Source organism: Marinobacter sp. (assembly GCF_052091845.1).
In the GTDB taxonomy this organism is placed as follows: domain Bacteria; phylum Pseudomonadota; class Gammaproteobacteria; order Pseudomonadales; family Oleiphilaceae; genus Marinobacter.
Genome location: NZ_JBQDCO010000040.1, coordinates 1 through 13,610, shown reverse-complemented (window position 1 = coordinate 13,610; position 13,610 = coordinate 1). Strand labels below are relative to the sequence as shown.

Annotated in this window: 13 protein-coding genes; 7 read left to right on the top strand and 6 right to left on the bottom strand. The window is 56.3% G+C overall.

The genetic code is table 11. From position 1 onward, the window contains the following. The 5 genes from rng to ACTHYN_RS12665 are packed head-to-tail and all read right to left on the bottom strand — an operon-like array spanning position 1 to position 4,526. Positions 1-1,482 (bottom strand): ribonuclease G, encoded by a 1,482-nt coding sequence (gene rng, locus ACTHYN_RS12685; protein ID WP_441812803.1) that lies wholly within the window; start codon positions 1,480-1,482, stop codon positions 1-3. Continuing rightward, entirely contained in the window at positions 1,479-2,081 is a 603-nt protein-coding gene (locus ACTHYN_RS12680; RefSeq protein WP_441812802.1) for a Maf family protein, read from the bottom strand. The genes rng and ACTHYN_RS12680 overlap by 4 nt, the downstream gene beginning before the upstream one ends. A gap of 2 nt (positions 2,082-2,083) precedes the next feature. Then, positions 2,084-2,560: a rod shape-determining protein MreD gene (gene mreD / locus ACTHYN_RS12675; protein WP_441812801.1), complete on the bottom strand. Its 477-nt coding sequence runs from the start codon at positions 2,558-2,560 to the stop codon at positions 2,084-2,086. After that, on the bottom strand, positions 2,560-3,438 hold the full coding sequence (mreC, locus tag ACTHYN_RS12670) for a rod shape-determining protein MreC (RefSeq protein WP_441812800.1): 879 nt from the start codon (positions 3,436-3,438) through the stop codon (positions 2,560-2,562). The genes mreD and mreC overlap by 1 nt, the downstream gene beginning before the upstream one ends. 47 nt (positions 3,439-3,485) lie before the next feature. Continuing rightward, positions 3,486-4,526 (bottom strand): rod shape-determining protein, encoded by a 1,041-nt coding sequence (locus ACTHYN_RS12665; RefSeq protein WP_441812823.1) that lies wholly within the window; start codon positions 4,524-4,526, stop codon positions 3,486-3,488. A 371-nt stretch (positions 4,527-4,897) separates the two neighbouring features. Here ACTHYN_RS12665 and gatC point away from each other — a divergent pair, with 371 nt between their 5' ends. From gatC to gatB, 3 genes are read left to right on the top strand one after another with little or no spacing between them, the layout of a single operon-like run. After that, complete coding sequence (gene gatC, locus ACTHYN_RS12660) at positions 4,898-5,185, top strand: Asp-tRNA(Asn)/Glu-tRNA(Gln) amidotransferase subunit GatC (RefSeq protein WP_441812799.1); 288 nt, start codon at positions 4,898-4,900, stop codon at positions 5,183-5,185. A 57-nt stretch (positions 5,186-5,242) separates the two neighbouring features. Further along, positions 5,243-6,700: an Asp-tRNA(Asn)/Glu-tRNA(Gln) amidotransferase subunit GatA gene (gene gatA, locus ACTHYN_RS12655; RefSeq protein ID WP_441812798.1), complete on the top strand. Its 1,458-nt coding sequence runs from the start codon at positions 5,243-5,245 to the stop codon at positions 6,698-6,700. 21 nt (positions 6,701-6,721) lie between these two features. Next, positions 6,722-8,173, top strand: coding sequence for an Asp-tRNA(Asn)/Glu-tRNA(Gln) amidotransferase subunit GatB (gatB, locus tag ACTHYN_RS12650; RefSeq protein WP_441812797.1), 1,452 nt, complete (start codon positions 6,722-6,724; stop codon positions 8,171-8,173). A 45-nt stretch (positions 8,174-8,218) separates the two neighbouring features. Here gatB and ACTHYN_RS12645 read toward each other — a convergent pair whose 3' ends face one another. Further along, the gene (locus ACTHYN_RS12645; RefSeq protein WP_441812796.1) at positions 8,219-9,169 is read right to left on the bottom strand and encodes a LysR family transcriptional regulator; all 951 of its coding nucleotides are present in this window, start codon (positions 9,167-9,169) and stop codon (positions 8,219-8,221) included. Between the two features lie 131 nt (positions 9,170-9,300). Between ACTHYN_RS12645 and ACTHYN_RS12640 the strand changes: the two genes are divergently transcribed. The 4 genes from ACTHYN_RS12640 to ACTHYN_RS12625 form a co-directional block, all read left to right on the top strand. Further along, positions 9,301-10,716 (top strand): acetyl-CoA carboxylase biotin carboxylase subunit, encoded by a 1,416-nt coding sequence (locus ACTHYN_RS12640; protein WP_441812795.1) that lies wholly within the window; start codon positions 9,301-9,303, stop codon positions 10,714-10,716. Positions 10,717-10,735: 19 nt separating this feature from the next. Further along, positions 10,736-12,544, top strand: coding sequence for a sodium-extruding oxaloacetate decarboxylase subunit alpha (gene oadA / locus ACTHYN_RS12635; protein ID WP_441812794.1), 1,809 nt, complete (start codon positions 10,736-10,738; stop codon positions 12,542-12,544). A gap of 257 nt (positions 12,545-12,801) precedes the next feature. After that, complete coding sequence (locus ACTHYN_RS12630) at positions 12,802-13,203, top strand: PilZ domain-containing protein (protein WP_441812793.1); 402 nt, start codon at positions 12,802-12,804, stop codon at positions 13,201-13,203. A 180-nt stretch (positions 13,204-13,383) separates the two neighbouring features. Next, positions 13,384-13,610 (top strand): phosphoadenosine phosphosulfate reductase domain-containing protein (locus tag ACTHYN_RS12625; RefSeq protein WP_441812792.1); only part of this gene is annotated, 227 nt, incomplete at its 3' end.

Genomic DNA, 13,610 nt, shown 5'->3' with positions numbered 1-13,610 from the left:
TCAGAGCAAAACGACATCGTACTGTTCCTGGCTGTAAAACGGCTCAACCTGAAAACGGACGGCTTTTTCAATAAAGGTTTCGAGATCTGCCACATTATCGGATTCTTCATCAACAAGCCGATCGACCACGCTTTGAGACGCCATTACCAGATAGTGTTCGACGTCGTAGGCCCGATTAACCCGCAGGATTTCCCGGAAAATCTCAAAACACACTGTTTCGCTGGTTTTCAGAAAGCCTCGGCCGTCGCAAATCGGGCAAGGCTCACACAGTACCTGCCCGAGGCTCTCTGTGGTTCGTTTCCGGGTCATCTCTACAAGCCCCAGCTCGGATACGCCGGTAATTTTGGTTTTGGCGTGATCCCGCTCGAGCATTTTTTCCAGCATTCGATAAACCTGGCGCTGGTGCTCTACATCATCCATGTCGATAAAATCGATAATGATGATACCGCCCAGATTGCGCAAACGCAGTTGGCGACTGATTGCCCTGGCTGCTTCCAGGTTGGTTTTGAAAATCGTTTCTTCAAGATTACGGTGGCCCACAAAGGCGCCGGTGTTGATATCTATGGTGGTCATGGCTTCCGTCTGATCGATGATCACATAACCCCCGGATTTAAGCTGCACCTTACGGCTGAGTGCCTTCTGAATCTCGTCCTCCACTGAGTAAAGGTCAAAAATGGGCCGCTCGCCCGGGTAGTACTCCACTTTGTCAGCAAACTCGGTAACGAACTCGCCAACAAATTCCATAACTCGCTGGTAGCTCTCACGGCTATCGATGCGTATTTTTTCTGTTTGTGGCCGAATGAGATCACGGATGGTACGAATGAACAGCGGCAAGTCCTGGTATACAACCCCGGGAGCCTGCACTTTGGCAATCCATTCATATATCGACTGGCTGAGACGGTGCAGGTAATGCATATCAGCAATCAGCTCTTCTTCCGTCGCAGCCTCAGCTGCGGTGCGGATAATATACCCACCTTTTACGTCAGGATGCGCGGCGGCACTTTCCTCAACAAGGGTTTTCAGGCGGTTACGCTCTGTTTCGTCCTCTATTCGCTGGGAAACCCCCACATGATTCACTTCGGGCATAAACACCAGGTAACGAGACGGAACGGAAAGCTGTGTAGTGAGGCGCGCGCCTTTTGTGCCAATGGGGTCTTTGGTTACCTGCACCACTAATGACTGGCCTTCCCGCAACAAGCTACGAATATCAGGCACTGCCTTAGGGGTATCGACAGGGTTTGACGTATTGGGTTGGCTGGAAACCACATCAGAGGCGTGGATAAAGGCGGCTTTTTCCAGGCCTATGTCGACAAATGCTGCCTCCATGCCGGGCAATACCCGTACCACTTTTCCTTTGTAGATATTCCCGACAATGCCCTTGCGACTGGCACGCTCGATATACGCTTCCTGTAGCATACCGTTTTCGACCAGCGCCACCCGGGTTTCAACCGGCGTTACGTTGATCAGGATTTCTTCGCTCATGATTGGCTCTCCAGACTACTCGGCCAGTGTTTCCAAACAGGACAGCCGGCATCGGCAAGCAAAGCAGATGTTTCCTGTAACGGCAGGCCCACAACAGCACTGTAACTTCCCTTCAGTTCCTTAACAAAAATACCACCAAGGCCCTGGATACCATAACTCCCGGCTTTGTCCATTGGTTCGCCTGTGGCCACATAAGCGTCAATTTCAGTCTCCGACAACACACGAAAGGTAACGTTTGTGATCACCAGTCGGGACTCACAGTGTGTATCTTTCGCCAGCGCCACCGCTGTCATCACCTGGTGGCTCTTGCCAGACAACCGGGCCAGCATGGCTTTAGCCTCGCTTTTATCGACGGGCTTGCCAAGAATGGCACCATCAAGAACCACCGATGTATCGGAGCCTACAACCTGTGTGGCAGGAAAATTAACTGCAACCGCCAATGCTTTTTCACAGGCCAACCGCTCAACATAATCACCGGCCGCTTCTTCAGTTCCGGGGGTTTCATCAATATGGGCGGGCTGCACCGAAAACGGAACACAGATTTGTGCAAGCAGTTCAGACCGGCGCGGTGACGCCGAGGCTAAAATAATAGAGGTCATGGCTAACCCAGCTTTCGGTTAATGTTGTCTAGCACTATGCAGAACACCGGCCATGCAATGGCGCTGGTCAGCGCGGGCCACAGATAGCTGAAACCACCGTCTTCGCCACCAAGCATCTGTTTTACAAAATGCACCAGCATCTGGTTGATGCCCAATAACAGGAACACCATCAGGCACTGTTGTGGCATGGGGTACATACGTAGACGCTGGTGAATGGTAAGAACCAGAAAGGCGATCAGTCCCATTGCCAGCGCGTTAACGCCCAGCGGAGTGGCCTCCAGCACATCCAGCAATAAGCCAAGGCACCAGGCGAACACAATGCCGAACTGCCCCGGCGCGCGAAATGTCCAGTAGAAAACCACCAGGCCAAGCCACTCAGGGCGAAATTCGAACCAACCCACGGGGAACAGTGAAATACTCAGCACCAACGATACAATAACCGACAGCACAAATACCGGATAACTGATTACAGATAACATCAGCCCTGCCCCTCTTGCGCCGATTCGGTGGCTGGAGTACGTGGCGGCATATCCCCGTTTGCTTCTGATTCAGCCGGCGATTCGCCTTCGGGTGAGAACACAACCAAAACCAGGCGGCTTTGATTTAGCTCGGCCTTGGGACGCGCCTGAATATCAACAAAAGGCTCCCCCGGCTCTTTGTTGATCAGGCTTACCTCCGCTACCGGGTACCCCCGTGGGAAACGCCCGCCAAGGCCGGAGCTCACCAGCAAATCTCCTTCACGAATATCGGCCGTGTCTGGCACATGAACCAAATCAAGGGTGCCCGAATCGCCGGTGCCAAGAAGAATAGCCCGCAGCCCGTTGCGTACCACCTCAACCGGCACAGCATGGCTGCTATCTGAGACCAGAAGTACACGGGAGGTGACCTGACTGGTCTGCACCACCTGCCCCATCAGACCATGGGCGTCGAGTATGGCCTGCCCCACCTGTAAGCCGTCGCTGCTTCCTTTATTGATAATAATTTCGTGGGAATAAGGATCGGGCGACACACTCACCACCTCACTTACAATTACCCGGTCGTCGAGCAATTCCGAGGAGTTCATCAGGCGGCGAAGTTCGTTGTTTTCAGAGGCTAAAGCGGCGTACTTTAGAGCCCTGCGCTCGAGGATGAGCAGGCGGGCTTTCAAATCTGCGTTTTCCTGTTTCACATCTTCGCGGGTGGTGAACAGGCCGGCCACCCAATCGCTAAACTGGTAGGGCGCGTTACCAAGCCAGTAAACCGGCGTGAGACCGGTTGCCAAAGTGCTGCGAACAGGCGTAACGCGATCAAACTGGTGATCGGCAACGATCAACGCTGCCGACACAATAATAACAAGCACAAGCCTGAGGCCTGGCATTGGCCCCTGGACAAAAATGGTTTTAATGGCGATCCCTCCCCAAAGGATTATCCCTCCTGGGAGAACATTCCGATGCCACCCCGGTCAATCACTTCCAGCGCCTTGCCGCCGCCGCGGGCGACGCAGGTTAGCGGGTCCTCAGCAACAATCACCGGCAAGCCGGTTTCTTCACTGATCAGTTTATCCAAACCGCGCAACAGCGCTCCACCGCCGGTTAACACGATGCCTCGCTCGGCAATATCCGATGCCAACTCTGGCGGAGATTGCTCCAACGCACTTTTAACCGTCTGGACGATCTGGGCCAGGGATTCCTGCAGGGCATCCAGAATTTCTTCACTGTTCAGCGTGAAGGCACGGGGCACGCCCTCGGCCAGGTTGCGACCACGCACGTCGATTTCCAGCACTTCCAGACCTTCATAGGCACAGCCCACTTCGTGCTTGATGCGCTCGGCAGTGGTGTCGCCAATCAGGCTGCCGTAATTGCGGCGCACGTAGGTAACAATGGCTTCGTCGAACTTGTCGCCACCCACCCTGACCGAATCAGCGTAAACAATGCCGTTCAGCGAGATGATGGCAATTTCGGAGGTGCCGCCACCAATGTCGACAATCATTGACCCGCTGGCTTCTTCTACTGGCAGGCCGGCACCGATCGCCGCTGCCATGGGTTCTTCAATCAGGAACACTTCTCGGGCGCCAGCACCCAGAGCGGATTCGCGGATGGCCTTGCGTTCCACCTGGGTCGATTTACTGGGTACGCACACCAGAACCCTCGGGCTGGGTGTGATGAAGCTGTTCTCGTGCACCATATGAATAAAGTGCTGAAGCATTTTTTCGGTTACCACAAAATCGGCGATAACGCCGTCTTTCATGGGTCGGATGGCGGTAATATTGCCGGGCGTGCGACCCAGCATGCGTTTGGCTTCGGCACCGACTGCCGCCACCATCTTCTGGGAATTGCTGGTACGAATGGCTACAACGGACGGCTCGTTCAGCACAATACCGCGGTCACGCACGAAAATAAGGGTGTTGGCGGTGCCCAGGTCAATGGACAAGTCGCTGGAGAATAAGCCTCGGATTCTTTTAATCAACATTCGTGTAGTTTCAACCTAAGAGTTGCGGTTGCAGAAAGATGCGGCAACTTTAGCAGTGAGCCCCACTGCAGGCAAGGCGCCATCGGGCCGCGAATCCCACTATTCTCGCATTTTCGCAACACTTTGGCCTCTCCCGACTTTGTTTGAATCTGTTACTATATGTGCCTTGTTTTTTTGCTTGGGTGGAAGGCTGCTCGGGGAAGGCTTTTCAAAACACGCTACAAGCACATCCGTGTGCGCTTGTTTCGGGCCATCCTTGGCCCTCTACAGTTTTGAAAAGCCTTCCCCGAACAGCCTCACAACTCGGTGCAACACCTTAGCAAGCTTCTACTTTATTACCGACATTTCATTTATTTGGGAGACAAAACGTGTCTATTTCCCGGGAAGACATTGAAAAAGTCGCGGTGCTCGCCCGTATCCGCGTCGACGAGGCGCAGGTTTCGGCGCTGGAGAGTGATCTGGGTAACATTCTGAGCCTGGTAGACCAGCTGGGCGCTGCCGACACCGCCAACATCGAACCGCTGGCGCACCCATTGGATGCGGTGCAACGGCTGCGGGCGGATGAAGTTACCGAGACCAATCAACGGGAGGCGTTTCAGGCGATTGCGCCGGCCACCGAGGACGGTCTGTACCTTGTGCCCCGCGTGATTGAATAACGCAGGCAGCCGAGCCCGTTTTAATTGCCCTGACGAACCCCCTCACCAGGATTGAGCATGCATAACAAATCCGTAGCAGAGCTTTCCCGCGAGCTGGAAGGCGGCAAGATTTCAAGTGTGGAACTGACCCGTGAGTTCCTCGATCACATCAAGGCCGAAGACGGCCAGTACAACAGCTTTATTACCCTGAGCGAAGAGCAGGCCCTGGCCGATGCCAAGGCGGCTGATGAGCAGCGGGCGGCGGGCAAGGCCGGCATCTGGACCGGGGTGCCGTTTGCCCACAAGGACCTGTTTTGCACCCGGGGCGTGACCACCACCGCCGGCTCGAAGATGCTGGCGAATTTTGTGCCGCCCTATGATGCCACGGTGACGGCGAATTTCCGCCAGGCCGGTGCGGTGTGCCTGGGCAAGACCAATATGGATGAGTTCGCCATGGGCTCGTCCAATGAGACCAGCTTTTTTGGTGCGGTTACCAACCCCTGGGGGCTGGGCAGCGGGCAAAAGCGCGTACCCGGCGGCTCGTCCGGCGGCTCGGCTACGGCCGTGGCAGCACGCCTGGTGCCGGCGGCAACGGCCACGGATACCGGCGGCTCTATTCGCCAGCCGGCGGCCCTGTGCGGCATTACCGGGCTGAAGCCCACCTACGGGCGGGTGTCCCGCTACGGCATGATTGCCTTTGCCTCAAGCCTTGATCAGGGCGGCACCATGGCGCGCACCGCTGAGGACAATGCGCTGATGCTGAACGTGATGGCGGGCTTTGACGGCAAGGATTCCACCTGCGCTGATCGGGCGGTGCCAGACTATACCGCGACGCTGAACGAGCCGTTGAAGGGCCTGAAGATCGGCCTGCCAAAGGAGTATTTCTCTGATCAGCTGAACCCGGCCATGGAAGCGCAGGTGCGCAACGCGATCCGCGAATACGAAGCGCTGGGGGCGACGGTGAAGGAAGTCTCCCTGCCCCATGCGCAACTGGCCGTTGCCGCCTACTATGTGATTGCGCCGGCGGAGGCCTCGGCCAACCTGTCGCGATTTGATGGCGTGCGCTACGGTTACCGCTGCGCTGAGCCGGCAGATTTGAACGATCTGTATACCCGCACCCGCGCCGAAGGGTTCGGCGATGAGGTGAAACGACGGATTCTGGTGGGCACCTATGCGCTCTCCGCCGGTTATTTCGACGCCTATTACCTTAAGGCCCAGAAGGTGCGCCGCCTGATCCAGCAGGACTTTATCAATGCCCTGAAAGAGGTGGACGTGCTGATGAGCCCGGTGTCTCCTTCACCGGCGTTCGCCCAGGGCGAGAAGACCAGCGACCCGGTGACCATGTATCTGGAAGACATTTTCACCATCGCGGTGAACCTGGCGGGCGTGCCGGCCATGTCGGTACCCGCCGGCTTTGTTGACGGGTTACCCGTGGGGCTGCAGATTATCGGCAACTATTTTGACGAAGCCCGCCTGCTGAACGCCGCCCATCAGTTCCAGCAGGTTACCGACTGGCACCAGCAGCTTCCCCAATAAGCCCGAATCAGGAGACGAGTTATGCAGTGGGATATTGTGATCGGGCTGGAAATTCACGTTCAGCTTGCCACCCAAACCAAGATTTTTTCCGGCTCCAGCACCGCCTTTGGTGCCGGCCCCAACACCCAGGCCAGCGCCGTTGACCTGGCCATGCCTGGCACCCTGCCGGTGCCCAATGAGCAGGCGTTCCGCTACGCGGTGATGTTTGGCCTGGCGGTGAATGCCGAGATTGGCCGGCGCTCGGTGTTCGACCGCAAGAACTACTTTTACCCGGATTTGCCCAAGGGCTACCAGATCACGCAACTGGACCACCCCATTGTGGGGCCTGGCTTTGTGGATGTTGATCTGGCCGATGGCAGCAGCAAGCGGGTGCGCATCCACCACGCCCACCTGGAGGAAGATGCCGGCAAGTCTCTGCACGAAGACTACCATGGCATGACCGGCATCGACCTGAACCGCGCCGGCACACCGCTGATCGAGGTGGTCACCGAGCCGGACATGAGCAACGCCGAGGAAGCCGTGGCCTTTGCCAAGAAGCTGCACAACCTGGTGGCCTCGCTGGGCATTTGCGATGGCGATATGAGCCAGGGCTCGTTGCGTTTTGACGTGAATATCTCGCTCAAACCCAAGGGCTCCGAAACCCTGGGCACGCGCACGGAGACCAAGAACCTCAACTCCTTCCGCTTTATGGAACAGGCCATCGCCCACGAGGTGGAGCGGCAGATGGACATTCTGGAAGACGGCGGCCGGATTGTTCAGGAAACCCGTCTGTACAACGGCGAGCGGGACGAATCCCGCTCCATGCGCACCAAGGAGGAAGCCAACGATTACCGTTACTTCCCCTGCCCGGACCTGCTGCCGGTGGTGATTGACGATGCCTTTATCGAGAGTGCCCGGGAGCTGCTGCCGGAGCTGCCGGATGAGCGCAAGGCGAGGTTCAGGGAGCAGTATGGGCTGAACGATTATGATGCCGGCCTGTTGAGCGCCGAGGCCCGGTTTGCGAGCTTCTTTGAGGAAACGGCTGAGCATGGCAAGGATGCGAAGCTGGCGGCCAACTGGGTGTTGGGGGAGTTTTCTGCACGTCTGAATGCCGAGGATAAAACGGTGGCGCAAGCGCCGATCACCGGCACTCAACTTGGGCAACTGGTGGCACGCATTGCCGACAACACGGTGTCGTCCTCCGGTGCCAAAAAGGTGTTTGAGGCCTTGTGGAACGGCGACAGCGACAACGCCGATGCGGTGATTGACGCCCAGGGGCTGAAGCAGGTGTCGGATACCGGGGCTTTGGAGCAGATGGTGGATGAGGTGCTCGCCGCCATGCCGGATCAGGTGGCCCAGTATCAGCAGGAGCAGGACCCGAAGAAGCAGAAGAAGATGCTGGGGGGCTTTATGGGGCCTTTGATGAAGGCTTCGAAGGGCCAGGGGAATCCCAAGTTGTTCAATGAGATTCTTGTTCGCAAGCTTGGGGGTTAATTGCGTTAGGTTTGGGGAGGAGCGGGCTTGCTGCTCCTTCCCAAACTAACCGGCTGCCAATCCCCGAAACAACGCCTCAAAATGCGCAATGTTGTGTTGAACATAGTCAACAAAGGCCTTCATGGCGGGTGTTGGGTGTCGTCCTTGCGGGTAAACTACGCACCAGCTGCGGCGTAGCGGGAAGCCGGGGATGTCGAGCGCTACCAGGGAGCCCAGGGCCAGCTCCGAAACCACGCTCAACCTGGGCATAATCGCCACACCCAGGCCCGCCAGCACGGCGTGTTTGACCGCTTCGTTAGAGCCTAATTCCATGACCGGCGCGATTTTCAGGCGGTGATGCTGGCAATAGACTTCCAGCGCCAACCGGCTGCCGGAGCCGGGTTCGCGGATCAACAGATTGCTGTTCAAAAATGCCTCGCTGCTCACCGATGCCTGAGCAAGTAAAGGATGGCCGGCGGGGACCACGGGGATCAACTCGTTGTCCAGAAAGGGCAGCGAGGTGAGTGGCCGCCCTTGGGGCACCATGCCCATGATCACCAGATCGTCGCTGTTTTCGTTCAGCCGCTCCAGGGCAATGGCTCGATTAACAACCGATACAGAGATGTTGACCTGGGGATTGCGCTGCAAAAACGAGCCCAGCAGATAAGGCACTACGTACTGTGCGGTGCTTACCGCCAGCAACCGCAGGTCCCCCGCTACTCTTCCCTCGAGTGCTGCCAGGCGGTTCTGCATGTTGGCAAGCTCGCGAAATACCGAGCGCACGCACGCTGCCATTTCTTCCCCTGCTGCGGTGCAATAGAGCTTTCGCCCCACGTATTCAAACATGGGTCTGTCCAGTGCCTGCTCCAGATGGCGAATCTGACTGCTGACGGCAGGCTGGGTCAGGCCCAGCAAATCCCCTGCTTTGCTGTAGCTCTTCAGATCATAAACCGCCTTGAACACTTGCAACTGACGAAACGTCAGCCTGTTGGCCAACACCTGGATGCTGAGTGGCATACTTGCTCCTCCAAAACCATCTATAAGATAAATCTTATACCTAAGCGAAATAATATCAATTTTTTATGATTACGCAGTCTCGGTACTCTATTTCCTACCTTCATTCAAGAAGAAGAAACGAGGAACCTCCCATGCTGAGGAAAGTGTTAATCGCCAATCGCGGCGAGATCGCCGTTCGTATTGTGCGGGCCTGTGCTGAAATGGGGATCCGTTCGGTCGCCATTTACACCGACCCAGACCGCTACGGCCTGCACGTGAAGCGGGCCGATGAATCCTACTCCCTGGGCGATGACCCTCTGGCCGGTTATCTTGACCCGGCACGCATCGTTAACCTGGCGGTGGAGACCGGCTGCGACGGCATTCACCCGGGCTATGGATTTCTTTCGGAAAACGCCGAGCTTGCCCGCTTGTGTGAGCAAAAAGGCGTAGCCTTCATTGGCCCAAAATCCAGCGTCATTCACGGCATGGGGGACAAAACCCAGGCCAGGGACAGCATGCGCGCGGCTGGCGTGCCCATAACCCCCGGTTCTGACGGCAATCTGGAAACTCTGGAAGAAGCGCTGAAGCTGGCCGACGAGATAGGCTACCCGGTGATGGTGAAGGCCACCTCCGGCGGCGGCGGGCGGGGTATTCGCCGCTGCGATTCGGCACAGGAGCTGAAAACCCAGTACCCACGGGTGATTTCCGAGGCCACCAAGGCCTTTGGTTCGGCCGATGTATTCATGGAAAAATGCATTGTAAACCCACGCCACATTGAGGTGCAGGTGCTGGCCGACAGTCAGGGTAATGCCATCCATCTGTTCGAGCGGGATTGCTCGATACAGCGACGCAACCAGAAGCTGATCGAGATAGCCCCCAGCCCGCAGCTCACTCCGGAGCAGCGCCAGTATGTGGGGGATCTGGCGGTACGGGCGGCCACGGCGGTAGGTTATGAGAACGCCGGTACTGTGGAATTTCTGCTCACCGGCAACGAAGTGTACTTCATGGAAATGAACACCCGGGTGCAGGTGGAGCACACCATCACCGAGGCCATCACCGGGGTGGATATTGTGCGCGAGCAACTGCGTATCGCCTCTGGCCTGCCCCTGAGTTACCGCCAGGAAGACATCCAGTATCGTGGCTATGCCCTGCAGTTTCGCATTAACGCTGAAGACCCGAAGAACGACTTCTTGCCCAGCTTTGGCCGCATCACCCATTACTACGCCCCCGGGGGCCCGGGCGTGCGGGTGGATACCGCCATTTACACCGGCTATGAGATTCCACCCTACTACGATTCCATGTGCCTGAAGCTGGTGGTGTGGGCGTTGACCTGGGACGAGGTGATTGCCCGGGGCAAGCGCGCCCTGGACGACATGCGTCTGCACGGCATCACCACCACCGCCAACTATTATCAGCAGATTCTTGAACACCCGGATTTTCGCAGCGGCGACTTCAACACCAGTTTTGTGCCCGAGCATCCGGAACTGCTGAACTACTCGACCAAACGCCACCCCAGTGCCGTTGCCCTGGCCCTGGCCGCCACTATTGCCGCGCATGCCGGCTGGTAAGCCGCAGGAGTATCGAACCATGACTAGCACCAAGAAAATTGAAGTTACCGATGTAATTCTGCGTGATGCGCACCAGTCGCTGATTGCTACCCGCATGCGCACGGAGGATATGCTGCCCATTTGCGACAAGCTGGACCAGGTTGGCTACTGGTCGCTGGAAGTCTGGGGTGGCGCCACCTTTGACGCCTGTGTGCGGTTTTTAAAGGAAGACCCCTGGGAGCGCTTGCGCCAATTGCGCGAAGCCCTGCCCAATACCCGCCTGCAGATGCTGCTGCGCGGGCAGAATCTGCTGGGCTACCGGCATTACGCCGACGACGTGGTGGAAGCCTTTGTCCAGAAAGCCGCCGATAACGGCATAGATGTGTTCCGGGTGTTTGACGCCCTGAACGACACCCGCAACCTGGAAACCGCGATGAAGGCGGTAAAGAAAGCCGGCAAACATGCCCAGGGCACCCTGTGCTACACCACCAGCCCGGTGCACACGCCGGCGTTGTTCGTGCAACAGGCAAAAGACATGCAGGCGATGGGCGCCGATTCCATCGCTATCAAGGACATGGCGGGCTTGCTCACCCCCTATGCCACCTATGATCTGGTGAAGGCCATCAAGGCGGAGGTGGATTTACCGCTGGTAATCCACAGCCACGCCACCTCCGGGCTGGCTCCTTTGTGCCAACTGAAAGCCGTCGAGGCCGGTGTTGACCGGATTGATACCGCCATTTCGGCGTTCGCCTCCGGCACCAGCCACCCGGCAACCGAATCCCAGGTGGCCGCCCTGAAAGGCACGGATTATGACACCGGGCTGAACCTGACCCTGCTAAGCGAGATTGCAGATTACTTCCACGAGGTGCGTAAGAAATATCGGCAGTTTGAAAGTGAGTTCACCCGCGAAGATGTCTCGGTGCAGATAAGCCAGGTACCAGGCGGCATGATGTCGAACCTGGCGAACCAGCTGAAAGAACAAAACTCGCTGGACCGTATCCGCGACGTATTTGATGAAATCCCGCGCGTGCGGGAGGATCTGGGCTTTCCACCTCTGGTTACGCCCACCTCACAAATTGTCGGTACTCAGGCGGTGTACAATGTATTGGCTGGCGAGCGCTACAAAACCATCAGTAATGAAGTTAAACGCTATTTACAGGGGGGCTATGGTCAGCCGCCCGCACCAGTGAACGCCGATGTGCGCAATAAAGCCATTGGCAATGAATCCGTTGATGAGGGCCGTCCTGCCGACCAGCTCAGCCCGGAAATGAACAACCTGCGCAAAGATATAGGCGAGCTTGCCAGCAACGAGGAAGACGTACTCACCTATGCCATGTTCCCTGATCTGGGACGCGAATTTCTGCAGCAACGCAAAGACGGCACCCTGGTTCCTGAGCCGTTACTGCCACCAGAAGCCGAAGCTCGCGAGCGCATGAGCCCAGCCATTGCAACGGAATTTCGCATTGAAGTTCATGGCGAGAGCTACGAAGTGGCGGTAACCGGTGCTGGCGACTCAGGCGCTGGCAAGCGCAAGCTCTACTTGTCGCTGGATGGCATGCCTGAAGAAGTGGTATTTGAACCCTTAAACGAATACGTTGCCGAAGGCGGTGGCAGCGGTCGTCAAAAAGCCACGTCCCCCGGCCATGTAAGCACTGCCATGCCGGGCAACGTGGTAGACGTGCTGGTCAGCGAAGGCGATACCGTAACGGCTGGCCAAGCCGTGCTGATTACCGAAGCCATGAAAATGGAAACAGAGGTGCATGCCAATATCGACGGTAAGATAGAGGCTATTCATGTGGCCAAGGGCGACCGGGTAACTCCGGGCGAGGTGTTGATCGAAATTAACTGATTAGCAAAAAGCAACACAAGCCGCCTCTGACCATAGAGGCGGCTTACTGATAGCTAAAGGGGTTATGGGGTAAAAAACTTTCTGATTCAAATCAAAAATGTGAACTTTTGTTCAAAAAAATTCAGAAAATCTGACACAATATGCGGCACTTAAGTTGCTGATCAAAAAATAAGCAACTACAATTTTCAACGTTTACGCCTTATTCTGCCACCTTATTTGAATTTGATCTGGCCAGAATAGTCTAAAAAAGAGTGCCCATGACAGCTGCAACAGTGAAGACCAACCTGCGCAACCAGCAACGTGCCGATGTTGTAAGCGATATCGTTATCGAGAAGCCAGACGGTTGTTTGCTCACCTGCAAAATTGCCAACCTCTCTCGCACCGGCGTCATGATCTCCTGCGACCAGGAAACAGTCAGCCAACTGATACCTCGCCTGAAAGTGCCCGCCCCGGGTAATCTGATTGTCGTCAAAGCCCGCTTCTCTGTGCCGGTAACCCCGTCCCAGCCAGTCTCTATTGTTGCCAACGGCACGGTTGTTCATCTGCGAAGAATGGCCAGAAACGAGTTTAAACTGGGCATTCAGTTTGTGGATTTCGAAGACAACGGGTTTGATTATGTGGATACCTACGTACGCAAACTGCTTGCTCGCTCCCTGTAAACCCGTGGAGTAACACCCCCTCCTTCTATCTTGCAGCCCCACTCTGTTTGGCGCTATTTGGGCGCTATATTACTATAACTTAAAACTCTAAATGAAGCCCTTCTTATAGCATTACAGCCTCTGTTATAGTTGCCACTTCAACTTGCATGCTCTCAAAGCCCGCTGCGGCAACGGATTATCATGACCACATACAATCTTACGCATCTGAAGCAACTGGAAGCGGAAAGCATTCATATCATTCGGGAAGTGGCCGCCGAGTTTGATAACCCGGTGATGCTCTACTCCATTGGTAAAGATTCTGCAGTGATGCTGCACCTTGCCCGCAAGGCGTTCTATCCCGGCAAGCCCCCCTTCCCCCTGATGCACGTGGACACCACCTGGAAGTTCCGGGACATGATTGATTTTCG